Source organism: Mesorhizobium sp. M1004 (genome assembly GCF_040318795.1).
In the GTDB taxonomy this organism is placed as follows: Bacteria; Pseudomonadota; Alphaproteobacteria; order Rhizobiales; family Rhizobiaceae; genus Mesorhizobium.
The window spans coordinates 101,064-123,296 of sequence record NZ_JAMYNB010000007.1 but is presented as its reverse complement, the minus strand read 5'-3'; the positions used below and the strand labels follow the sequence as shown (position 1 = coordinate 123,296).

The window sequence follows — 22,233 nt, the reverse complement described above, 5'->3', positions numbered from 1 at the left end:
CAGTGAAATGCGACTGGATTTGGCTGCGCCGAATGCTTGACGGATTTGGTCTCGATAGTGTGGACCTATCGACGCTTCGCCAAGCCTCATTTTCCAAGTATCTGTTCGAACGTGCATTGCTTCGGGCTTTTGTCAGGACGCCATCGCAGAAATTTGGTGCCATGACGGAAACGATCGCCGGTGACATGATCGAACCGCACCTCCGCCACCAGTTCGGGCCGCAATGGCTCCCATTGTCCGCTTCTTTCCGTGCTCCACCGACTGGGACCGCCCGGCGCTTTTCCCGCGAAGCCAGGAGCCGATCGCAAAGCTTCAAGTTGTCGCGTAAGCTTGGCCCTGTCCTCCCGGGCAATCGTCGAAGTGAACCCGACATGGTCGAGTTGCCCCTGGTCATTGTACAGGCCAAGCAACAGGGAGCCGACTTCACGCGAATTCGCCAGGTAGCGGAACCCTCCGACGACACAATCGGCCGTGCGCAGGCGCTTGACTTTGACCATGGCGCGCTCGCCGGGCCGATATTCATCATCGAGAAGCTTGGCAACGACCCCGTCGGTCGAACCTTGTCCGGATTGGCCAAGCCATCTGCCTGCCGCCGCCAAATCACGCGTTGCCCGAGACAGTTCGAGATCCTTTCGCCCGGCCGACTTCACGAACAGTTCGAGTGCAGCGCGCCGAACCGAGAGCGGCTGCTGCATCAAGGCGCCCTCGGAGGTCGCCAACATGTCAAAGAGGATCAGCTTTGCCGGCGTCGCGACCGACAGTTTCCGGATCCTGCTTTCCGCCGGATGCAGCCGCATCTGCAAGGCGTCGAAAGAAAGAGAGCCTGCAATTTCGATGACGATCTCACCATCGACCACGAACTCTTTTGTTTTCAGTTCATGCAACATCGCGACGACTTCCGGGAAATACCGCCCTAACGGCTTGCCGGATTTTGCACGCAACTCCACGGCCGCGCCGGCTTTAAAGGCCAGGCAGCGGAACCCGTCCCATTTGGGTTCGTATTGCCATCGGCCAGCATCGGCCGGCAACGTGTCGGCAGCCTTTGCTTCCATCGGCGCCGTGCTCAACGCCACGCCGAAAGACGATTTTACACTCGTCGGCAGATCGCGAGAGATGGCAGATTCGCCCGTCATGAAAGTTCCGTGGACAACGATGGAGATCGACTCAACGCAGCACTGGTGCCGGTTTTGGAAAAATCATGCTTCAACAGGGTTAGGTCATGATGAGATTTCAACCAGATCTCATCATGACCTCGGACGGTCTACTCGGCAGCCTGCATGTTGATCTTGCTTTCCGCCATTTCGGTGAGCTTGCGATCGGTCGCCTGCTCTTCTTTCAGGTTCTTGGCCAACACGTTGGCGCAGTCGCTGCGGCCAAGCTGCTTGGCCCAGGCGATGAGCGTGCCATATCTGGTCATCTCATAATGTTCGACCGCCTGCGCCGACGCTATCAGTGCCGCGTCTAGGACCTCCTTGTCGTCAACGTCGCCGCTCACATCGTCGGCTTCTTCGAGAATGCCGTCTATCGCCGGGCAGTTGACCTCCTTGGCCTTGACGCCATGCAATTCGAACACCTGTTCGACGCGCTCGATATGGCCTTTGGTCTGCTCGAGGTGTTTTTCGAATCCGGCCTTCAATTGCGGATCGGTTGCCTTGCCGATCATCTTCGGCAGCGCTTTCTCGATCTGCTTTTCGGCGTAATAGATGTCGCGCAGCGTGTGCACGAAGAGATCGTCGAGTGTCTTGATGTCCTTCGAAAAGAAGCCCATGGCCTTACCTTTCATTGTGCAGAAGTTCGGGTTTGGCGGCGGCTTGCCCGCCACCCGCGGAGGCCGGGAACTCGTCCCGGCTTGCTGGTCAACGCGCCGGTGCCGGAGGAGTTCCTGATTCCGAGCCGGGCCGTTACTCCTTTTCGAGACGCTGCGATCCATCTCCGGAGGAGCTTTGACCCGATCACACGTTCCATGGTCCAGACGACGACCCCCAGGCGCACGCCGGCGCGGAAAAACTGACGGCCAGGAGAGCCGAAACGTGCTGTGCGCCGCAAGCTCTCGCAGGCGATGGCTGCCTCGGCAGATGCAATGCCAGCGTCGGGCGCGCACTATTGTCGGGAGAACTCTTGGTCAGGTATGCGAAGGCCCTCTTCATATTTGGCCGCCGACGCTCCGACCTGCCTCGACTGCCAGATGTTGTCCTCCAGATCGGCGCGTTTTACGGGGAGCGCCACTGGGTTCGACGCAGCCCGCCGGACAAAGGCGAAATACTCCTCATCCGGCCTGCGCGACATGGCATCGACCGCCGCGGCAATTGTCGGTCCGAAGCCTGCTTCTTCGAGCTTGGCGCGGGTCCAGCCTTCGCCTTTCTCCAGAACGTCATGAAGGTAGGCAACAGTCTTCTGATCGATTGTCTCGACAGCGTCGACGACACGGCGGCAATGCTCGATGTAGGGCCGCCCGGTCTTATCGCGCTGCGACGCGTGAACCTCCTCCGCAATCTTTGCCGCCTGGTAGAAACTGCTCATCGCGCCTGTCGTTACCGTGATTGTCTCTGCCTGATGAAACCTATTCGACGATATGTGGCGTGTGTCGCTTGTCCTCGGCAGGGTCGACATCGATACGGGCCTTTTCCGGATCGAAAGCGGCGTGACCTGCAATAGCCAGAGCGGCCGCATCGGGCGTTTCGTAGGCCCACATGAAATCGTCGGAAGAACTGCCGACGGCGTGGACACGCCAGTAGCTTGCGGTGCCTTTAAGCGGGCACCGGGTGGTGGTGTCGGTCTTTTCGAAAAGATCGAAATAGATGTCCTCGAAGGGGATATAGAAAACGGGCTCGTGCCCGTCTTCACGCAGGACCTTCGCCCGCTCCGTAGCTGCGACGATGGCGTCGGAAAACCGCACCGTCACCGTGCCGGAAAACGGTTCTATGGCCAATCGGCCAAGGTTTTGCTGTGAAGTTGCGCCTGAAGTTTGCATTTGGATTTCTCCCTGGCGATTACCGCAAGATCGGTCATGCTTGGAGACGAAATGCGCGGCGGCGCTTCAGGTTCCGGCATGTCCGATGAACCTGAATTGCAGCCGGACTTAAAGCGCCTATCGGTTGCCGTATCCAGCAGTACTCGTCGGTAAGGCGCGGTGAAATGCTCGTCCAACCCATTCGAAGACTTTGGAAGACGACACGGTGGTCGCTTCCGTGGAGCGTCAGGGCTGGCACCGAAATGATCTTCGCCGCTACTTGCCGGCGGGCGAGTTCCTGGCAGGAGATGCTCCAGCTGTTTGGCCGTCGTCAGCTGCCGCCTCACGCACGGGCTCCGGGGCGGCCTGAGTTGCTGCCAAGTGGGCCGCAAGGTCCCTATAGACCTTGCCCCTGCCGCCATCGTGTTTAGCGATCAGGCCAAGTAGGTCATGACGGCTTAGCTTTGCAATCTTCATTAGGAATTCGAATTCGTGCTTCGGAATCGAGGCTGCTAAGCGATCGAGTTTGGCCCGCCGGGTCTCTTTGGACACATGTGCTCCTATGTATCCAGGCAGCATGCGAGGCACGTATTCGGAGGCCCGCCATTGTCTTGATGGCGGGCCTTCGGGCGGCCGAAGCCGCTAGGTCCATCGACTACTTGTTGCAATTTTGCACGGTCGAGGTCGTTGCGCCACTTGCAGTGTTGTTATCGATGTCATTGCCTGCGGCGTCCTTGCAACGGTCGGTCATGCCGTTCGATTTTGTAGTCGAGTTTGTGGAATTCGGATCGGTTGGCACGGCCGCATTCCCGCTGCCAGTGCCAGCGGCGCCGCCGCTGCCAACAGTTCCAGTACCAGTTCCATTACCCGTGCCAGCCGTGCCGCCAGCACCCGTTCCATTTGTCTGCGCCAAGGCGGAACCGGCCAAGGCAATAGTTAGCACCGACGCGGCTAGAATTTTCTTCAACATTGGAGTCTCCGTGTTTGAATCGCCGAATTGCGATCGCTTTCCCAACGACAGGTTTTTCTCATTGTTCCCGGCGTAATGGATTGTGATCCGCAGCAGCCTTCGTCGAGGTGGACACTCTTGACGTCGCACGAATTGTGATGAGACCTGACAAGGGCAGGATGGGCTTTGTTCAACACCAAAGCGATATGTTGGGCGCGGCTGCATGCATCCGACGCGGATCGCGATGCGGAATGTGGGCAAGACGGGTTACAACAGAAGCGGCGATCAGAGCTGCGAGCGAACCGGCCGCCTTGATGTTAGTCTGACGGTTGAATCTCAAGACCATTCCGACGCAGGAGCAGAACGCATGCCGGCTCGATCCGAAGGATTTACAATCGCTCTGGCTCACAACGGGGATGCACGAACGCAGGCGGCCGCTGCGCTCTATCGACACAACATCGAACAAACCGGAATCGATGACCGGGCAGTGATCGGCGCGGAGCTTACCGACCCCTCGGGAAAGATCTGGGGTGGAATTTGGGGCAGAACGGAACTGGGGCTCCTGTTTCTCGACATGTTCTTCTTGCCTGACAAATTGCGTGGCCGATCCTATGGATCACAGCTTCTTATGGCGATTGAGGAGGAAGCCATTAGGCGCGGATGCAAGAGAGCCGTCGTCGAGACGAGCAGTTTCCAGGCGCCTCAATTTTACCGGCTTCATGGGTTTGAGGAATTCGGCAAAGTCGAATTCGTTATTCCAGGACATGCCCGCATCTTCCTTCGCAAGAAACCTGCAGTAATCTTTGCGGAGGCGCCATCTGCACGAACGGCTGTTCGCCGGCAAAACGCCGGCGCCTTAGCCCTCCCAGCCGTAGCCATCTACTCCCGAAGGTCCTTTTGCCCTTTCCATCCGGGAAGCTCGGTCATCGGGCATAGCAGCCGCGGTCGCGCCGGATCGGAGATATCGAGTTTATCCCAGGGAATGCGGTACAGGCCGTCGCGACGGCGCAGCCGAAACAGGTCGAGCATCGCGATGCCGATGGTCGAAGCCGACAGACGCTCGAACGCGGCGTAGATGCCAACGTGGAATTCAGTAACGACGAGCTCGTCGCCACGCTGTTCGGCGAGAATCTCTTCGATGTGACCGATGCTCTTTCCACGCTGCGAGAGCACGCGTCGCCCGGCAAGATGTTCGAGGTTGACTGTCCTCATCATCACGCTCCTGGGATGCGCCCGATGACATGATCGCGCAACCAGTCCTGCCAGGCGAAAATCGACGTCTCGCCCACCTCGATGTCACATTCGATGTCGAGCCCGTTGTCCTGCACCTTTTTCCACGCAATCCTGTGTGGCTCGGCGTGGCGTTTGCCACCCACCCTCGTCGCCAGTTGCGCCATCCATTCCCCGGGCCGCGCGCCAAGGCGGCGCGCCAAAGTGATGGAGCCGAGTTCTATCGCGACAATCCTTGGTGGTTTGCCCCGCCGCAACTCGGCCACCACTCCGTCGACCTTGCCGATCTTGACCCGCCGGCGGTCGAACACCTGCTTGTCCAGGAGATCACGCATCAATTCCATCATGTGCCTCCGAATATCTGCAGCGGAATCGTCACCACGGCGAGCACGAAGGCAAGCGCGATAATGAAGACAACGGCGGCATTCGAAATGATGCCGTTGCGATGTTCGCCGACATAGCGTTCGTCATTCAGCAGGAAGAGAAATGGAACTACCGTCAGCGGAAGGCTCGCCGCCGTTACCGCCATGGAAAAGATGGTCAGCCTCAGTGGGTCGAGGCCAAGCATGATCGGAATGGCGGCCAAAAACAATGATGCCGTATAGACGGCACTGAAGCCCGGATCATCGCGCGGCTTGCGATCCTCGCCCCAGGTCCAGCCAAAGCCCTGTGCCACCAGATATGCCTGTTGCAACCCTACTTCGAGTGCGGCGCCGAAACAGGCAATGGCGAGCGAGGCAACGAATAGAACGAACCCCCAGAAGCCGAATATAGGGATCAGCATCAACGGCAGTTGGTGATAGTCGTCCACCTGGTCGATGCCGCGCGTCGCGAGAACGAGAGCAGCGACGATCAACACGCCGATCGAAATGGTCCCACCGAAGGTCATGCCCAGCCCGGCGATGGCACGATTGGCTCCCAGGTGGCTTTCATCCCATTTGTCCTCGATAGCTCCCGAGGAATAGAACATGAAAAGATAAGGCGATATCGAGGCGCCGAGAATGCTGGCCGCCATGAACCAGTAATTGATGGCATCGTGAGCCGGCAGCGAGGGCACGGCGCTGCCAGCGACCGCTGTCCAGTCGGGCTTTAACATCACCGCACCAACCACGAAGCACAGCGTCACGAGGCCGAGGACCGAAATGCCTTTCTCGATAAAGCCAAACGTGCCTTTCCACAGCAGCAGCCATGCCAGCAACGCCACCGGCAGTGCCCACCACTGGAAGCCTATGCCGGTGGCAAGTTCGAGTGCGATGGCCACACCGCCGATCTCAGCGGACAGCACCATGAAATTGACGAGAAGGACGACGAGCAACGGCCATAGGAAGACGTTGAACCCAAACCTTTCACGAATGCCCTCTGAGATCGTGTGATGGCTCATCGCCGCGAACCGACCGGCCATTTCAACCAAAAAGATGATGCATATGGTGCCGAGAACTATGGCCCAGATCAGCTGGAATCGGAAGGCGGCACCCGCCTGCGCCGCCGTAGCCATCGACCCGACTTCGAGGAAACCTCCGACACTGGTGACGACGCCAAGCGATATTTCCAGAAGCTTCTTCACGGCTTTGGTCCGAAAGCGCTGGTGTAAGCGGCGGCGAGCGAGCGCATGGCCGCCCGAAGATCCTGTTGTGCGCTTTTCACCTCAGTGCGATTGTTCACCCGCAATCCAGCCTCGGCATGCGCCACCGCCACCGACAAACTGTTGACTGCTGCCGTCAGTCCAGCTCGCCCGGCTGGTTCAGCGGTCTCGGCCGATCGAATTTGCGCCTCGACATCGGCCAGCGTTTTTCCGACCGAGTGCAGTGCGGCCGTGGCATAGGCGGACGGTGCCGCTCCCTCCACCCAGGCATCCAGTACCATCGATACGGTCTGTGCCGCGGAGGCCGCTGTTCGTGATTGCTGCGCCACCTGATTGGAAGACGAGCATCCGGCCAACCCGGCTAGCATCAGAAGCAAGCACAGGCAGCCAACCGGAAAATGACGGTCGTTATGGGGTACAGCGCGCGTTGGATGCGCCACGCGGATTTCCTCCCCGGCCCGAACCAACTGCGTCCGGCATCAATGATCTAGAGCGCTCGGAGAGCTCGTCAAACGAAACCGACGACGAGCCTGTGAGGTCGGCTAGTCCAACGTAACAAAACGCTCCATCCCGGACAGCCGTTAAAAGAGGGGGGCCCGCGCTTCTCTTTGGCGCGGAGAAGCGCGGGCAGATCGGGCTGAGGGGATGACCCGATCGCGCAGCATCAACATGGGAGGGCAACAACGCTGCACGGTTCGAACTTCCAACCGGGCCACTTGTTCCAACTTCAACTGATCCGTTCTGAGTACTCAATCCATGCGTTTGGGGGGCCTTTTTGAAGGTAGGCCATGGCGAGTTCTCATGGCGTAGAACGGTTTTTGTCGCAACGGCCCATCCATGAATGCGCGCGAGGACCGCGACGACGACCGTCGCCTGACCGTCATGACAGCGCACGATCAATCCAGCCCAAACGCCGCGGAACAATTGTGCCCACTCGTGGTTCCGATGGCACGAAGATGGAGGATATGATGACGGACGCCAAACTCGCTGTGGTGACCGGCGCCTCGAGTGGCATCGGAAGGGAACTCGCAAAGCTGTGCGCTAAAGACGGTTACGACCTGATCATCGCCGCCGACGAGCCGGCTATCCGGCAGGCGGCAGAGGCACTTGAAACCCACAATGTAACGGTCGAAGCCATTGAGGCCGATCTGGCGACCGTCGAGGGCGCCGATCGGTTGATCTCCCAGATCGGCGATCGCGATATCGACCTGTTGTTTCTCAATGCGGGACGCGGGCTCGGCAACGGCTTCGTCGACCAGGACTGGCGAAAAGTCCGCCGGATCATCGACACCAATGTCACCGGAACGGTCTATCTGGCGCATGAACTCGGCGCCAAGATGGCCCGGCGAGGTCGCGGACGCATCCTGTTCACCGGGTCGATCGCCGGCTTCATGCCCGGAACATTCCAGGCCGTCTACAACGGCACGAAGGCGTTCATCGATTCCTTCTCGATCGCGCTCCGCCATGAGCTGAAAGATAGCGGCGTGACGGTCACCGTGCTGATGCCTGGCCCCACGCAGACGCGATTCTTCGAGCGCGCTGAAATGATGGATACCAAGGTCGGCTCCGATGAAAAGGACAATCCGGCCGATGTCGCCAAGACGGGTTACGAGGCGATGATGGCCGGTGATGAACAGGTCGTCAGCGGTTGGAAAAACAAGCTGCAGGTCGCCGCCGCGCATGTCACGCCGGCAGGCACCTTGGCCGAACAGCACCGTAGGATGGCCGAGCCGGGGTCGGCGTCCAGCGACTGAGCCAATATTCGCGTCATCAAAAGGGCTGGCATTCCCAAGGCCGCATGTGCTGCGCGAGGCAATCTATCGCTGCCGCAGGGGCGGCACCATCTCGGTTCCCGGCGTCTATGTTGGTCTGGTCGATCACATCCCGTTTGGCGGCAATGAATAAGGGACCGGCTTTCCGGATGGGCCAGACGCATACGCAACGCTACCTGGAACCTTTATTGGCCATGGTCCAGAACGGCGCAATCGACCGCTCCTTGTGATTACCCACCGGACCGATCTGAAAGCAGGGCCGGATCTCTACAAGACGTTTCGCGACAATCAGGAGGTTGTGTCAAAGTGGTGATGCGGCCTCACGGCCGAGACGGGCAAGGCGACCACACCTCACTGCAATCACAAGGGAACATTCGCGTCGACGGCCGGTTAGGTGCCACTTCCGTAATGGTCACCTGCCGTCAAAGCGAGCCCATGATGAACCATGACCAGCATGACAATGTACCAGACGCAGCGCGTAGACTTGTCGCTGGAAGCATGGCGGGAGGAATTCTCGCCGCTTATGCTTCCACGGCGTCAGCCGATACGGGAACAGTGCCTGCTAAAGCAGGCCCTGCGAGCCCGATGCTCAAACAGAATCCGGTGACGCAATATCACCAGCCGCCGTTCAAGCCACAGGAACAGAAGTGGCCGGGTTTGGCCAGCAAGATGGTGCCGCGCCCGGATCACGGCGAAACGACCTACAAGGGATCAGGCAGGCTTGCCGGTCGCAAAGCGCTGATAACCGGCGGCGATTCCGGAACCGGTCGTGCGGCGGCGATTGCATTCGCGCGCGAGCGTGCGGACGTTGCTTTCGGCTACCTCCCCGAAGAACAGGAAGACGCCGACGAACTGGTGGACCTAATAAAAGCGGCAGGTCAAAAGGCTTGCCGGCGATATCCGCAATGAGGCCTTTTGCAGAAAGCTGGTCGATGAAGCAGCAACGCCCCTCGGCGGTCTCGACATCCTGGTCAGCAACGCTGCCCGCCTCACTAGAGTCCACGGTCCTCAAAAAGGGGCGCCAAGGCCACCGCTCCTTAGGCGTGGTGGGCTTTCAGACCGTCTACAGGAGGAACCAATGGCCGGCGATGAAATAGAAAGAAGGCGACTGCAGATGTTGATCGAACAATATCTGGAGACCCGTAAGCGACGGCACGATTTCGTGTCGATCGCGAATGCCGAACTCGCGATCAAGGCTGTCATGCCGCATTGCCCGGTGTCGAGCGCAGCGTTGGCAGAGATGATTGCCGCTGGCGCCGTCACTTACGGCCTTGGCGTCCTATTCGACGCGAGGAAAACCGAGGGCGAACTGCCCGTTGTTTGATAGGCTCACACGGCTGACCAATCGTCGCGCGGTGGCGAACTTTCGCCCAGCGCTGGAGTACGCCAGACCGCGAGCATGCCAATCGTGCCGGCCGGATCGCAGGCACTTGCCGGCGACGCCGGCTCGGGCCTGGACCCGAATGTCGTCTCATATCTGGTGAAAAACCAGTGTCTTTGTGCAGTTATCGGGCTTCTCGTTGGGTTGGCACCGTTCCGCTGTCCTGGTGTCTTGCCAAAGCTGTCGGTTGAACACCGAGCATATTTCGCACGGCCTCGACCAGCGCGGCAGCCCACACGGGTTTTGACAGCATCTTGTGATGACGCAAATCCTGCGGGATGTCGGATGCCGTGTACCCACTGACGAAAACAAACGGAATTCCGCGTTGCGCTAGAAGAGGGACAAGGGCAGCGCTGGTCTCGCCGCCGAGACCAATGTCCAGGACCGCGGCAGATATGACTTCACTCTCGATCAGCTTTTTCGCGCGAGCAACGGACGGCACTGGCCCGGCGATGGCGAAGCCGGCCTCTTCCAGAATTGCGCGGTGCTCCTCCGCGACCAGCCATTCATCTTCGACGACAAGGATACGAGATGCAGTCACGTTTCGCTCTCCCGATGATCGAACGGAAACTCAATCCGCAAGCTCAAACCATCGGAACCGAAAGATGTTTCAAAATTTCCGCCAAGCCGATACTCAATTTCGCCTTTCACCAGCGAAAGACCAAATCCCGTCTTCTCAGGCGGACTGACAGCGGGACCGCCGCTTTCTAACCATTCGAGCTGAAAACCGTGATCCGACGCCGACCAAGTCACGGACACCACGCCGTTTGGCACGGACAAGGCGCCATATTTTCCAGCATTGGTGGCAAGTTCATGGATCACCATGCCAAGCGACAGGCCCTGCTGAGGCTTGAGCCGAATGTCCTCGCCTGTGGTGTTGATGCGTTCCAGCCCGAACGGCTCGACTTCCTGCCGCACGATTTCCTCGACCGAGACCTCTTTCCAGCTTTCGCGCGAGAGCACTCCGTAGGCCCGCGCCATGGCGCGCAGGCGACCGATGAGCGCTTCGGCGAAAGCCTCCGAAGAGGGAGCATTTTTCAGGGTCTGACTGGCAATGCTGACCGTAACAGCCAGCATGTTCTTGACCCGATGGTTGAGTTCCGAGATCAATACCCGCTGGTGGGCTTCGGCTTCAGCCATGGTCGTCACATCGACAAAGGTCACCACCACGCCCTGGATTTTCCGCGCGCTGTCGCGGTAGGGGATCAGCCGCACGAGATAGTGGATGCCGTTGCTATCGCGCGGTAGCTGGTGCTCGATCATCTCGCCGGCCCTGAAAACCTGCGCGATATGGTCGCGCAGGTGCGGATAATCGAGCCGGCTGGCAAGATCGGTCAGCGGTCTTCCGATGTCGGTCGGCAGCAAGTTGAAGAACGAAGACGCCGCCGGCGTGAAGCTGCGGATAACCAGCTTGGTATCGAGAAAAACAGTCGCGATCTGTGTGCTCTCGAACAGGTTCTTCAGATCGCTGTTGGCACGATCGAGATCCTCGATCTTGGAAACCAGTTCGGCATTGATGGTGTTCAATTCCTCATTGAGGGACTGCATTTCTTCCTTGGAGGCCTCGAGCTCCTCATTGGAGGACTGGGCTTCTTCGTTGACCGAGACGAGTTCCTCATTGGAAGATTTCAACTCCTCCAACGCGGTCTCATATTCTTCGATCGTCGATTGCAGGCGCTCGCGCGTATCGCGGAGCTCGCGTTCGAAATCAGCAATCCCAGATGCCACCGGCTGTCGAACCTTTAGAGCCTCCAGCCGCGGCTGCGGCTGGCCCACCGGCTCGAACAGGACGAGAAACAGCGGCTCGCCGCTGCCGCGATCAGTCAAGGGCTCGATCGTCAATGTGACGAATTGGACACGATCTTCATCTTCTTCAATGGCTATCGCTTCGCGCACAACCGTGCGCCGGCCCTCGGCGGCTTCCCGCAAAGCGCCGCGCAATTCCAGACGCAGGCCGCTGCGTGCCATTGTGAGCAATTGTCTGCTCGGCACCCCTTGCGGCGGCTCGAGATATTTGCCGGTTCGGACCGAGTAATAGACGACATCTCCATCACCATTGACGACGACGTGAGCCGGAGCGAAGCGTTCGAGAACCTGCGCTTCAACGGTTTGCCTTAGGGAATAAGACAAGCCGCGGCGGGCATGTGTGTCATTGGCGCTGGAAAAGTTGGTTGCAGGCGCAGCATTCAACAAGATCGGCAGCCGCGGCGGCGCCGAATGTTCTCGTGCCTTGAAGATCCGTTGTTTCTTGTCGACCGGTGCAAACAGGTCGGCATGCTGGCTTATGCTTTCGGAGGTGCCAAGGAACAGATAGCCACCGGGCTTCAGCGAATAGTGGAAGGTCGGAATAACCTGCTTTTGCACATCGGGGCCGAAATAGATCAGGAGGTTCCGGCACGACACCATGTCCATGCGCGAGAAGGGTGGATCGCGGATGACGCTGTGCGCCGAGAAGATGCAGAGATCACGTACGCTCTTGCTCAAGATGAAACTTGTGCCGTCATTGCTGAAGAAGCGTTCGCGACGTCCAGGCGAAACGCCCGCAAGCAATGACTCCGGATAGCGCGCCGAACGTGCGATGCCCAGCGCCGCGTCATCGATGTCCGTGGCGAAAATCTGGATGCGCGGCACAGCCGAAAGTGTATCCATATGCTCGCGCATCAGCATTCCGATCGAGAAGACTTCCTCGCCGGTTGCGCAGCCGGGCACCCAGACGCGGATCGTATCGTTGGCGTCCTTGCCTTCGAAAAGTTTGGGGATGACGGTTTCTTCCAGGGTCTTGAAAGCGTCCGTGTCGCGGAAGAAATTTGTCACGTTGATCAGCAGGTCGCGAAACAGCGACCGCACTTCCTCCGCATTTGAACGAAGCAACTCTATATAGGCATCGATCGCGGTGTTCTGCGTTATTTGCATGCGTCGCCTGACGCGACGCAAGAACGTCTTGGCCTTGTAGCCCGAGAAATCATGTCCCGAATGGCTGCGCAGGATCGCGTAGATTTCCTCCTGGCCCTTGCGGAGTTTCAAAGCACTGGCCTTGCCATCGTCAGCTTCAAGCTCGTCGAGCAGTTCAAAGCTGTGGGCAAATTCCATGAGTTTCGCACCCATCTCATCGGCTGGGATGGCGATATCGATCAGACCGGAACTGATCGCGCTGCGCGGCATGTCGGGATTGCTCGGACCCGACTCGTCGGAGAGTTGCGCCAGCGTCAGGCCGCCATTCTCCTTGATTGCCTTGATGCCCAACGTACCGTCGGAATCGCCGCCCGACAGGACGACGCCGACGGCGTATTCGCCCTGATCCTCGGCCAGCGCGCTGAAAAAGATATCGATGGGCTTGCGCTCCCTGGACACGGAATTCGGTTGGCGCAGCTTTAGGCTGGAATTTTCGATGGTGAGGATCGCGTTGTGCGGCATCACGTAGACGGTGTCAGGATGGATACCCATTCCATCTTCAGCGACACGAACCGGAATTCCGGTGTAAAGCGCAATCACTTCGTGCAGCAGACTTTCCCGTTCGGGGCTGAGATGCGTGACGATCACGAACGCCATCCCGCTCGAAGACGGCATCCCGCGAAAAAATCCCTCCATGGCGGCAATGCCGCCCGCAGAGGCGCCAATACCGACTATGGGGAACCTCGGCAGCTTTTGCATCAATTGTCCTGCTTCAGTGAAATGCAACGCGGCAGCGCTGATTTCGATCCAATGTGTAAACCGTTCCTGGTCGAATTCCCATCCCGCACCGCCGATAGCCACGGAACCGATGGACGCGACCGCCGTTTAAAGCCCGGAGGGCTGCTATGTTATTAGGCATGCGAATTCTGCTCGTCGAGGACGAATTCTTGCTGGCAAGCGAACTTGCCTCCTATTTCAGCGATTGTGGGGCGACCGTTTTGGGGCCGGTGTCGTCAGTCAGCCGGGCTCGACGATATATCGATTCAGCGGATGGGGCGGTGCTGGACATCGACCTCAACGGTGAGACTGTTTTTCCCCTCGCCGATGAGCTGACGGACAGAGGCATCCCGTTCGTATTCTTCTCCGGAAACGATCAGATCACCCTACCGGAGCGGTTCCGGTACACCCAAAACCTCTCCAAGCCGGCCGGGTTCAGGACGGTTGCCGGGATCCTCGCCGCGCAGTCAACAGCGCTTGGTGAAGACAATGTTTTCCGCGCTCTTCCAAAACTGAGGCTGTCCGCCCGGCTGTTGTTAGGCGACCCACAAGCGGCCGATCGCCTCGTCGAACGGACATTGAAGGCGGCGCTGGAGGAGCGGTTGTCGACGCGGCATGACCTTCCCTTGAGCGAATGGCTCAATACACTCATGGAGGAGGTGCTCCGCAACGACAGGTCTGGAATCATGAATTAAGATTGTCCGATAGTTTGCCGCAGGCCGCCCTGTCGACCGCCCCCGCCACGGTACCCTTCCCCAAGAGCGCTTCGCTTCGTCTTGCAAATACGGCCGCATTCCTGCTAGAAATCCTCGTGGCCAAACCTCCGCAAACCAAACCTGACTCATTTCGCGATCCTGTTGAGGGCGACGCACTCGCAGCGCTGCTCGACGAAATCGCGGAAGAGGAAACACCTGAACGGCTGTTGAAACTCGCCCTTGAGCTGCAGCAGCAACTGCTGTTGTCAAAGCAGCTGAAAAATCCCAACTGAACGGCCTGCAGCTAGGCATCTTGATTTGCCTCGAGCTCCACGATGGCGTCATCGCCTCGTTCGCCAGACCCCTGCTGCGGTAATCTTTCAGCGCTCGATGTGGGCGAAAGCCCAGTCTCAATAGCTCAGCCGTTCTGCCCCCAGAAGCCCTGATCCCATCATGGCGCCGATGAGACGACCTGGAAAATCAGAGCCGACTTGGGTCGCAGCCCAAGGTCGATCACTGCTGCCCTGGCATCTCGGTATTTTCTTGCGGGTTCTTTTTAACGCCGGGCGCGGGTGATGTCTCGGCGGGGGCATTGCCGCCTTGGTTCTGTTCCGGGGTGCGCTTTACTGGCGATGTCTGCCACGATCCGCCTGAAAGGGGTATGAACACAAAGAAGGCTAGCAGGGCGACGAAGATCACAGCCGCAATGACGACGCCCCACCCGAGTACATTTCGGGTGCCACGCTGTTCTTCCTTCCGGGACACATGCTCCGTCATCACTGGACTCCTTTGTGTCATTCGATGAAGTACAAATTTATCGTGCAGATCGACCGCACGGTCTGCTCTTCCCCGGCGCCGGCCACCGGCACAGCTGAAGAAAGCTGAAGCTAATCTTCTCCAGCTTTTCGGCTGCCTGGTTTGGCGACCCGCTTTGGCGTTTCCGGCACTGCCGGTTTCCGCTCGGGTGCAGGCGGATTGACCGCCTCATGCGCCAAACGGGCTTTGCGCAATCGCGCCGTTTTCTCTTCCCGCGCTTTACGCTCGGCTTCCATTACTCCTTGTGCGTAGAGGGTGGCTCGTGCGTCTCTGTCGTTTGCGGATCCACTGGCCGCCATAGTCAGCCCTCCGCCTTGTAATTTCTTGCTTCCTTCTTGGCGCCGTCTTTGCCGTGCTCGGCTGCAAGCTCTTTGGCCTGCCCGGGTGACACGTCGGTGACTTCGGCCAACTTGATTGCCTCTTTTTCAGAGAGATCACTGTCCTTTCGCGTGGGGTTCCTTGTCATCGCAGATCTCCTATCAGAGCCCAAACGACCGGACCGGCGGTGTGTTCCGTGGAACCTTCGATAGTCCACCGATTGAGGCGGGCTATCGCGCTTCCGGCAACGAGCGAAAAGTTTCTGATGCGGGCTGACAAGGTACATGATCAGCTTCAAGGCCTTCGAACTGCTAGGCAAGCCGGGTTATGGCCGGGCTATGACCGTGTGGGACGCGTGACACACGGACGGATTCAGGCATCGATGCCAGGCGCTAGTTCTCGCCCGCGAGCGTGGCGAGAAATGACCGCCGCCATTCTGCTGCGTCATTGCGCCTGATGCGCTTGAGCAGTGCACTATGCCTTGCAATTCTTTCCTCAAGCGGCATCGCGAGCGCTTTTGCGATCGCATCGGCAACCTCGTCGACCGCATACGGGTTCACGATCAAGGATTCGGCAAGTTCTTCGGCCGCACCTGCAAAACGCGACAAAATCAGCACTCCGGGGTCGGCTTCGTCCTGCGCGGCTATGTATTCCTTGGCTACGAGGTTCATTCCGTCACGCAGGGGTGTGACCAATCCGACCTGGCTAGCGCGCAACAGGCCAGCAAGCCGAGAGCGTGATACGGCACGGTGGATGTAGCGGATCGGGGTCCAAGCCAAATCCGCGTATCTTCCGTTGACCGCGCCGGCGGTTGCTTCAAGCTGGGCCCTGATGTCGGCATAGGCGCTGACCTCCTCGCGCGTCGGCGACGCAATCTGCAAATAGGTTGCCGCCCGCTCGTGTTCCGGATGCCTTTCCAAAAGACGCGCGAAAGCCTGCATGCGGCCGGGAAGACCCTTGGAGTAGTCCAGTCGATCGACGCCGATGATTTGCTTGAGACCCAGAATCTGGCGGCGCATGGAATCGATCTGCACATCCTCCGCCGCCTCATTGGCCATGCGTGCGATTGAATCGACGTCGATGCCGATCGGAAAACACCTCGACAACACCGTGCGGCCGTTCATCTCAGCCGAACCATTGATATCAAAAGTAATGGAGTTGGCCGCCTGCACTGAGCGCCGGAAATTCCCCACGTCCGTTTCGGTCTGGAACCCCACGACCTCATATTGAAGCAGGTCATCGATGAGTTCTTCATGGTCGGGCGTGGCTACAAACAGGTCAGGCGGCGGGAACGGTATGTGAAGAAAGAAACCGATCCGATTCCGGACTCCCAGCCGCCGCAACTGGGCGGCCAAGGGGATAAGGTGGTAGTCGTGAACCCACACCAGGTCGTCGTTGCCCGACAGCAGTCCTGCGAGCGCCTTCGCGAACCGCGCATTGATCTGCCGGTAGGCGTGTAGAAACTCTGCCCGGTGGTTCACCAGGTCGAGTCGGTAATGAAAAAGCGGCCACAGCGTGCTGTTGGCATAGCCATTGTAATAGAGCGAATACTCCTCATAGGGCAGGGTAAGCGCAGCCGTCTCGATCTTTCCCACGCGTTCCAAGCGGATCAGCGGTTCGTCGCTCGCGGCGTAGTCCTGATACTCAGCGCTTGCTCCTAGCCACAGGCCTCCACGCTCGGCCAACGCATCCCCGATGCCTACAGCAAGTCCGCCGGCTTGCGACAGATCGCGAATGTTCCCCAGCCTGTTCGAGACGACAACCAGACGACGCGGGATGGCGCGATCGCCAGTTAGCTCAGCCTCCCCACCTAAGGCGTCGCGCTCAAGGGGATCACCAACCGTTTGCGAGGCCTCGTTGAAAATTTCATCCGGTCGCTGCAACAAGAGCAAATCCTGAGCGTGAAGATCGCTTGGGGAACGGTCCGCGCGTGCGATTGTTCCCGACGTAAGTGTCCAGCCGGACTCGCTGGATCACATTCTCGGCCCGCTCGGCGCCTTTTTCAGCGGCTCTCGCAGGATCGTCGTCGGACGCACCGGTGATGAGACCCCGATCCAGCACGCCGAGCAGCCGCTTTGGCGACGGCCGGACTTACCGCTTTGGTATTCATGCTGCCGGATCCCCTGCCCTGTCATATCAACTCCCCACCTTGGCAAAAGCCCCAACTGACCAAACGGTCAGTCCACCTCGATTACCTTGCGCGTCGGCTTTCGTTGGCGGGGCGGCTGCTTTGCGGCTACGGGCGCCGGCGGGGTCTGCGCTATCGATGCCTCCAACAACTGTCGCTGTTCTCTAAGCCGCGCCGTCTTGGCTTCCCTGGCATGCCGCTCCGCTTCCAACAGCAACTTGGCTTCTCGATCCGCCCTCTCGATCTTTTCCCTGTCGATGCGTCGTGTTTTCAAGGTCGCCTCCTTTGGTCAGACGGCGAACAAAGTGCGGACCTGAAAAAATGTTCCCAACAAACTAAGGCCTGATCTGCCTCAAATGATATTGACGAGCAACGTGCAAGTTGCGCGCATCTGCGGCTCTGTGACGTCCAAAGGAACTGCTTGCCGTTCGCGGCGTTACGCCACCAAGCTGGCCGGAAGACTACCATGGACGACAAACCACGAACGACGATCAGAAAACCGGCCCGGATTGATCGAGGGCATTGCTTTTGCGGAGCCATCACAGCTGAATTCAGTGGCGATCCCTTTTGGATTTGTTTCGACCACGACGATGACTGCCGACGAGCGATCGGCAGCCCACTGACGATCTGGATTGGCTATCGTCCAGATCAGGTCCATTGGCTCGGCCCAAAACCAAAAACATTCTCGAAAACCAGGGGCGTCGTGCGCTCCTTCTGTTCGGAATGTGGCACCTCGATTGGGTACACCGATGAAGGCTTGCCAAACGAGTTCTACATCTCGATCGGATTCATGGACGCGCCCGAGAAGTTCCATCCCCAAGCTCAAGCCTATTGGGAAATGCGGCTGCCGTTTATCAGGATGGATGACGGTTTGCCTCGCGTCGAGGGCTACACCCGGGCGCGCGACCCCACCCAGGGCAATCCCAGAGACCGGTGAGGCAGGAGGCTGGATCCGGGCGTCAGCGCCAGGGCTGGCGGATCCTGAACGGCGGCCGAACCATTGGAATGAGAGAAATGTCCAAACGGACAAATGCCCGAAACCAATTTCACCGGGGTGGGTTGAAGATGGACATGCGGGACTTGTTTTCACAGTCTGACGACAAAGAAGCGGATGTTTGAAGGATTCAAGCTAGAGACCGTGGATCTGCCCGAGTCCTCACTGAGAGTCAGGTATGGAGGTTCAGGCCCGCCGCTTCTTTTGCTGCATGGCCATCCTCGGACGCACGTTACCTGGCACCGGGTAGCCCCACTTCTCGCCGCCGACCACACAGTTGTCTGCCCCGATCTGAGGGGCTTTGGCCGGTCCTCGGTACCGGCGGACGCCGTAGACCATGCTGGATCCTCCAAGCGTGCCAAGGCCAGGGACTGCATCGCTCTCATGCGACATCTCGGCTTTGGCCGGTTTGCGATCGCAGGCCATGACCGCGGCAGCTACACAGCGTTCCGAGCAGCGATGGATCACCCGTCAGCGATCAGCCATCTGATCGTCATGGATAGCGTCCCTATCCTGGAAGCCCTCGAACGCTGCGACGCCCGCTTTGCGAAGCTCTGGTGGCACTGGTTCTTTTTTGCACAGCCGGACAAGCCCGAACGCGCAATCATGGCCGATCCTGACGCGTGGTATGGCGGCTCAGCCGAGTCCATGGGGGCTGAGGCCTATGTCGACTACAAGGACGCAATCCACGATCCGAATGTTGTTCACGGCATGCTTGAAGACTATCGGGCAGGTCTGGCCATCGATCAATTGCACGATATCGATGACAGGAAAGCTGGTCGCCGGGTCGCGTGCCCGACCTTGGCGCTCTGGTCCGCCCGCGATGACCTTGAGGCACTCTACGGCAACGTGCTCGATGTTTGGCGACCCTGGACCACCGAACTGAAGGGCCAACCGATCGAAAGCGGACATCATATGGCCGAAGAAGCAGCCGAGGCGGTAGCCGCAGCTGTCATGGCGTTCTTGCGCGAACCGACGTCGTCATGCGGCGAGCTTTGCTGAACCGATCCGTTTGATGGCGATGCTGATCGACCGTTCGCCATCGTCGTAGTCGGCCCAGGCGACGGTCTTTTTCAGGTGGCCCGGAACCGTGCGAACGGTGTATTTTTTCGGATCGAGATCCGCCTTCACCTGACTCCAGGTCAGCGGCATGGATACAGTCGCGCCTTCCCTGGCGCGAGGGGAGAGAGGGGCGACGGCTGTCGCCATGCGATCATTCCTGAGATAGTCGAGAAAAATCCGGGATGTCCGCAGCTTCTTGGCCATGTTGACGAGGTAGAGATCCGGGCTATCTGCCGCCATCTGGATGCAGACGGCCTTTGCGAAGGCCTTGGCCTCGGCCCATGTCGTCTTGCTGCGTTCGGCCGCCAATGGCGTCACGACATGCAAGCCTTTGCCCCCCGTGGTTTTGCAGAAGCTCACCAGGCCCAGATCTTCGAGACGATCGCGCATTTCCTTGGCTGCCGCGACCACCTTCGCAAAAGGGACTTCCGGACCGGGGTCAAGGTCGAAGACAAGTCGGCCAGGTATTTCGGGATGACCCGGCTGGCAATTCCAGGGGTGAAGCTCAAGGCCGCCTATCTGGGCGATCGCGGCCAGACCCTCGACGCGGTCGATTTGCAGATACGGTTTGTGATCGCCGAAGACTTTTACCAGTTCCAGCAGATTGGATGTGCCTGGCATTGCGTGGCGCTGGAAAAACTGCTCGCCGGCGTAGCCATCCGGCGCGCGCACGAGTGAACAGGGACGACCTTTGATATGTCTGATCATCCAGGGGCCAACGGTCTCGAAATATTCTGCAAGATCGAGCTTGTCGACGGGCTGACCGTCGCCGGCATTCGGCCAAAGCGGCTTGTCCGGCTTGGAAATGATGACGCCCATGACAACCGGGCTTTTTCCTGTCTTGCCAGTCACCTTGGCAGGGTCGGCAATCGGCGTCTCTTGAGGATCAGCTGGACGCTCGGCCTCGACGTCTTTTGCGGGCTTGTCTTCACGCAGGCCTTTGAAGGCGGCCTGCCGGATATTGCCACCCCCGGTCCAGCCGGCGAACTCGATTTCCGCGACCAATTCCGGCTTCGTCCAGAAGACGGTTGAATTCCTTTTCGGTGCGCCATCGCCGGTAAACGGCGACGTCGCGGCTTTCATCTCCTGCAGCCTGGGCATCAGCTGCTTGACCTTTGCCTCGCTGAATCCGGTCCCCACACGGCCGATATAGGCGAAATGTTCACCGCGATTGACGCCGACGAGCAATGACCGGAATTTGCCGTTGGTCGTCGACCAGCCGCCGATGACCACCTCATGCCCGGCGCGGCATTTCGATTTGGCCCAGGTGTCGGTCCTCCCCGAAACATAGGTTGCATCGGCCCTCTTGGAGACAATCCCCTCAAGCGACAGGCGACAGGCAGAACGCAGCACCGCGTCGCCGCCATTGCTGAAGTGCTCGACATAGCGGATGAGATTTTGCGCGCCGCGATCGACTTCGCCGAGCATCTCGCTCAGACGTTCCTTCCGTTGTGAGAGAGGCATCTTTCGCAGATCGACGCCATTTGCGAAGAGCAGGTCAAAAGCAAAGTAGATCAGGTCCTTCGTCCGGCGCTCCGACAGCGCCGCCTGCAGTGCGGCAAAATCGGGCGCGCCGTTCTCGCCAAGCGCTACGATCTCGCCGTCGATGATGACGTTGGGAAGACTGGCGGCCTCCTTTGCGACGGCGCCAAATTTCTCCGTCCAGTCAAGACCCTTGCGGGTCCTAAGCGCGATGTCCTTGTCTTCCACGCGCAACTGGACGCGATAACCGTCAAACTTGATTTCGTGAACCCAGTTCGTCCCGGCCGGCGGCCGGGAAAGCGTTGCGCAAAGCTGTGGTGGGATGAAGTCGGGCATCTTCGCCGCTGAGGCACCAGCGGCTCGCTTCGGCCGCGGAGCAGGCTTTGCCGACTTGGCGGCGCGCTTGTCGGCATGGCCGCGCTTGCTGTCCCAAACGGCATCCGCATCGGCCAACGATGAACCTTTCATCATGAACGGCTTCGGACCTGCCCCCTTCCCCGCTGCAATCCTCTCCATGCTCCGACCCGAGGCGACGGATCGATCCTGAGCCAGCACCGCATCGCCATTGCCCTCTGTCGCGTATTTGTCGCGGTGTTTTATCAGCAGCCAGTTGGTCCGCTTCCCGCCATTGCGGTCATGCTTCATGCGCACGAGGACGAAACTTCCATGCAGGCGCTTGCCCTGCAGCGTGAATTTCAGGTCGCCTTTTTCCAACGCCTTTTCGGGAGACATGGCGCCTTCCGGTTCCCAATATCCGCGATCCCACAACTGCACCGTGCCGCCACCATATTGTCCTTTGGGAATCGTGCCTTCGAAGTCGCCGTACTCCAGCGGGTGATCCTCAACCTCCACGGCAAGTCGTTTGTCGTGAGGATCCAGTGATGGACCTTTGGTCACAGCCCATGATTTGAAGACCCCGCCAAGCTCGAGGCGAAGATCATAGTGCAGCCGCGTGGCCGCGTGTTTTTGGATGACAAACCGAAGTCGATTCGAACCCGCAATCGAGCTTTCGCCGCTGGGCTCTTTCGTCTTCGCGAAATCCCTTTTGGCCCGATAGGTGGAAAGCTCGCCCGTTTTCATGGAAGTGCCCCGACTAATGACGCAACGCCGGGACTCAACGCAGTGGGTGAGATTTGGTTCGGTTCATAGCTGAGACGACGCCGATGCTGCTTTTCCGCTTCAGAGCGGCATCGGCGTCAAATGAG

22 protein-coding genes and 3 pseudogenes are annotated in these 22,233 nt (G+C 59.1%); 9 read left to right on the top strand and 16 right to left on the bottom strand.

Annotation, left to right across the window (positions count from 1 at the left end):
- Window positions 1-86 precede the first annotated feature (86 nt).
- The 5 genes from NKH54_RS16530 to NKH54_RS16510 form a co-directional block, all read right to left on the bottom strand.
- A complete protein-coding gene (locus NKH54_RS16530; RefSeq protein ID WP_352668291.1) occupies window positions 87-1,133 on the bottom strand; it encodes an ATP-dependent DNA ligase in 1,047 nt (348 codons plus the stop codon).
- Window positions 1,134-1,261: 128 nt separating this feature from the next.
- Window positions 1,262-1,768, bottom strand: a complete 507-nt coding sequence (locus NKH54_RS16525) for a YciE/YciF ferroxidase family protein (RefSeq protein ID WP_023668075.1) — start codon at window positions 1,766-1,768, stop codon at window positions 1,262-1,264.
- 332 nt (window positions 1,769-2,100) lie between these two features.
- Window positions 2,101-2,520: an HD domain-containing protein gene (locus NKH54_RS16520; RefSeq protein ID WP_023668074.1), complete on the bottom strand. Its 420-nt coding sequence runs from the start codon at window positions 2,518-2,520 to the stop codon at window positions 2,101-2,103.
- A 40-nt stretch (window positions 2,521-2,560) separates the two neighbouring features.
- Complete coding sequence (locus tag NKH54_RS16515) at window positions 2,561-2,971, bottom strand: DUF427 domain-containing protein (protein ID WP_031209115.1); 411 nt, start codon at window positions 2,969-2,971, stop codon at window positions 2,561-2,563.
- Between the two features lie 634 nt (window positions 2,972-3,605).
- On the bottom strand, window positions 3,606-3,920 hold the full coding sequence (locus NKH54_RS16510; protein ID WP_031201473.1) for a hypothetical protein: 315 nt from the start codon (window positions 3,918-3,920) through the stop codon (window positions 3,606-3,608).
- A 202-nt stretch (window positions 3,921-4,122) separates the two neighbouring features.
- Here NKH54_RS16510 and NKH54_RS16505 point away from each other — a divergent pair.
- A pseudogene (locus NKH54_RS16505) lies at window positions 4,123-4,572 on the top strand (GNAT family N-acetyltransferase); the annotation flags it as partial.
- On the opposite strand, the gene NKH54_RS16500 reads toward NKH54_RS16505, so the two are convergent.
- From NKH54_RS16500 to NKH54_RS16480, 5 genes are all read right to left on the bottom strand, one after another.
- Window positions 4,516-4,665: a hypothetical protein gene (locus NKH54_RS16500; RefSeq protein ID WP_023668069.1), complete on the bottom strand. Its 150-nt coding sequence runs from the start codon at window positions 4,663-4,665 to the stop codon at window positions 4,516-4,518. The pseudogene NKH54_RS16505 and the gene NKH54_RS16500 sit on opposite strands and share 57 nt — an antisense overlap.
- 113 nt (window positions 4,666-4,778) lie before the next feature.
- Entirely contained in the window at window positions 4,779-5,111 is a 333-nt protein-coding gene (locus NKH54_RS16495; RefSeq protein ID WP_023681169.1) for a hypothetical protein, read from the bottom strand.
- Window positions 5,112-5,113: 2 nt separating this feature from the next.
- Window positions 5,114-5,473 carry a hypothetical protein gene (locus NKH54_RS16490; RefSeq protein WP_023668067.1) on the bottom strand — a complete coding sequence of 120 codons (360 nt, stop codon included), beginning with the start codon at window positions 5,471-5,473 and terminating at the stop codon, window positions 5,114-5,116.
- Entirely contained in the window at window positions 5,473-6,693 is a 1,221-nt protein-coding gene (locus NKH54_RS16485) for an NRAMP family divalent metal transporter (protein WP_352597039.1), read from the bottom strand. Before NKH54_RS16485 ends, NKH54_RS16490 begins: the two co-directional genes overlap by 1 nt.
- Window positions 6,690-7,151: a hypothetical protein gene (locus NKH54_RS16480; RefSeq protein WP_352597037.1), complete on the bottom strand. Its 462-nt coding sequence runs from the start codon at window positions 7,149-7,151 to the stop codon at window positions 6,690-6,692. Before NKH54_RS16480 ends, NKH54_RS16485 begins: the two co-directional genes overlap by 4 nt.
- 516 nt (window positions 7,152-7,667) lie before the next feature.
- Here NKH54_RS16480 and NKH54_RS16475 point away from each other — a divergent pair.
- The 4 genes and pseudogenes from NKH54_RS16475 (at window position 7,668) to NKH54_RS16460 (ending at window position 9,807) form a co-directional block, all read left to right on the top strand.
- Complete coding sequence (locus tag NKH54_RS16475; RefSeq protein ID WP_023696321.1) at window positions 7,668-8,465, top strand: SDR family NAD(P)-dependent oxidoreductase; 798 nt, start codon at window positions 7,668-7,670, stop codon at window positions 8,463-8,465.
- A gap of 37 nt (window positions 8,466-8,502) precedes the next feature.
- Window positions 8,503-8,804, top strand: a pseudogene (locus NKH54_RS16470) (glutathione-dependent formaldehyde dehydrogenase); the annotation flags it as partial.
- 264 nt (window positions 8,805-9,068) lie between these two features.
- Window positions 9,069-9,471: pseudogene (locus tag NKH54_RS16465) on the top strand (SDR family NAD(P)-dependent oxidoreductase); the annotation flags it as partial.
- A gap of 90 nt (window positions 9,472-9,561) precedes the next feature.
- The gene (locus NKH54_RS16460) at window positions 9,562-9,807 is read left to right on the top strand and encodes a hypothetical protein (RefSeq protein WP_023712187.1); all 246 of its coding nucleotides are present in this window, start codon (window positions 9,562-9,564) and stop codon (window positions 9,805-9,807) included.
- 181 nt (window positions 9,808-9,988) lie between these two features.
- On the opposite strand, the gene NKH54_RS16455 is transcribed toward NKH54_RS16460, so the two are convergent.
- Window positions 9,989-10,405 (bottom strand): response regulator, encoded by a 417-nt coding sequence (locus tag NKH54_RS16455; protein WP_023700039.1) that lies wholly within the window; start codon window positions 10,403-10,405, stop codon window positions 9,989-9,991.
- Window positions 10,402-13,515 (bottom strand): CheR family methyltransferase, encoded by a 3,114-nt coding sequence (locus NKH54_RS16450; protein WP_023729494.1) that lies wholly within the window; start codon window positions 13,513-13,515, stop codon window positions 10,402-10,404. Before NKH54_RS16450 ends, NKH54_RS16455 begins: the two co-directional genes overlap by 4 nt.
- Window positions 13,516-13,673: 158 nt before the next feature.
- Here NKH54_RS16450 and NKH54_RS16445 point away from each other — a divergent pair, with 158 nt between their 5' ends.
- Complete coding sequence (locus tag NKH54_RS16445; RefSeq protein WP_050588792.1) at window positions 13,674-14,228, top strand: response regulator; 555 nt, start codon at window positions 13,674-13,676, stop codon at window positions 14,226-14,228.
- A 2-nt stretch (window positions 14,229-14,230) separates the two neighbouring features.
- Entirely contained in the window at window positions 14,231-14,521 is a 291-nt protein-coding gene (locus tag NKH54_RS16440; RefSeq protein ID WP_031247054.1) for a hypothetical protein, read from the top strand.
- 220 nt (window positions 14,522-14,741) lie between these two features.
- On the opposite strand, the gene NKH54_RS16435 is transcribed toward NKH54_RS16440, so the two are convergent.
- The 3 genes from NKH54_RS16435 to NKH54_RS16425 all read right to left on the bottom strand — a co-directional run bounded on the left by NKH54_RS16435 (window position 14,742) and on the right by NKH54_RS16425 (window position 17,764).
- Window positions 14,742-15,005: a hypothetical protein gene (locus NKH54_RS16435; RefSeq protein WP_023681159.1), complete on the bottom strand. Its 264-nt coding sequence runs from the start codon at window positions 15,003-15,005 to the stop codon at window positions 14,742-14,744.
- Window positions 15,006-15,754: 749 nt separating this feature from the next.
- On the bottom strand, window positions 15,755-17,248 hold the full coding sequence (locus NKH54_RS16430) for an alpha,alpha-trehalose-phosphate synthase (UDP-forming) (RefSeq protein ID WP_353028571.1): 1,494 nt from the start codon (window positions 17,246-17,248) through the stop codon (window positions 15,755-15,757).
- A gap of 291 nt (window positions 17,249-17,539) precedes the next feature.
- Window positions 17,540-17,764 (bottom strand): hypothetical protein, encoded by a 225-nt coding sequence (locus tag NKH54_RS16425; protein ID WP_023668054.1) that lies wholly within the window; start codon window positions 17,762-17,764, stop codon window positions 17,540-17,542.
- A gap of 192 nt (window positions 17,765-17,956) precedes the next feature.
- Between NKH54_RS16425 and NKH54_RS16420 the strand changes: the two genes are divergently transcribed.
- Window positions 17,957-18,427, top strand: a complete 471-nt coding sequence (locus NKH54_RS16420; RefSeq protein ID WP_023691407.1) for a GFA family protein — start codon at window positions 17,957-17,959, stop codon at window positions 18,425-18,427.
- A 174-nt stretch (window positions 18,428-18,601) separates the two neighbouring features.
- Complete coding sequence (locus NKH54_RS16415; protein ID WP_023736055.1) at window positions 18,602-19,486, top strand: alpha/beta fold hydrolase; 885 nt, start codon at window positions 18,602-18,604, stop codon at window positions 19,484-19,486.
- On the opposite strand, the gene ligD is transcribed toward NKH54_RS16415, so the two are convergent.
- The gene (gene ligD / locus NKH54_RS16410) at window positions 19,466-22,108 is read right to left on the bottom strand and encodes a DNA ligase D (protein WP_353028570.1); all 2,643 of its coding nucleotides are present in this window, start codon (window positions 22,106-22,108) and stop codon (window positions 19,466-19,468) included. The genes NKH54_RS16415 and ligD overlap by 21 nt on opposite strands.
- Window positions 22,109-22,233 lie beyond the last annotated feature (125 nt).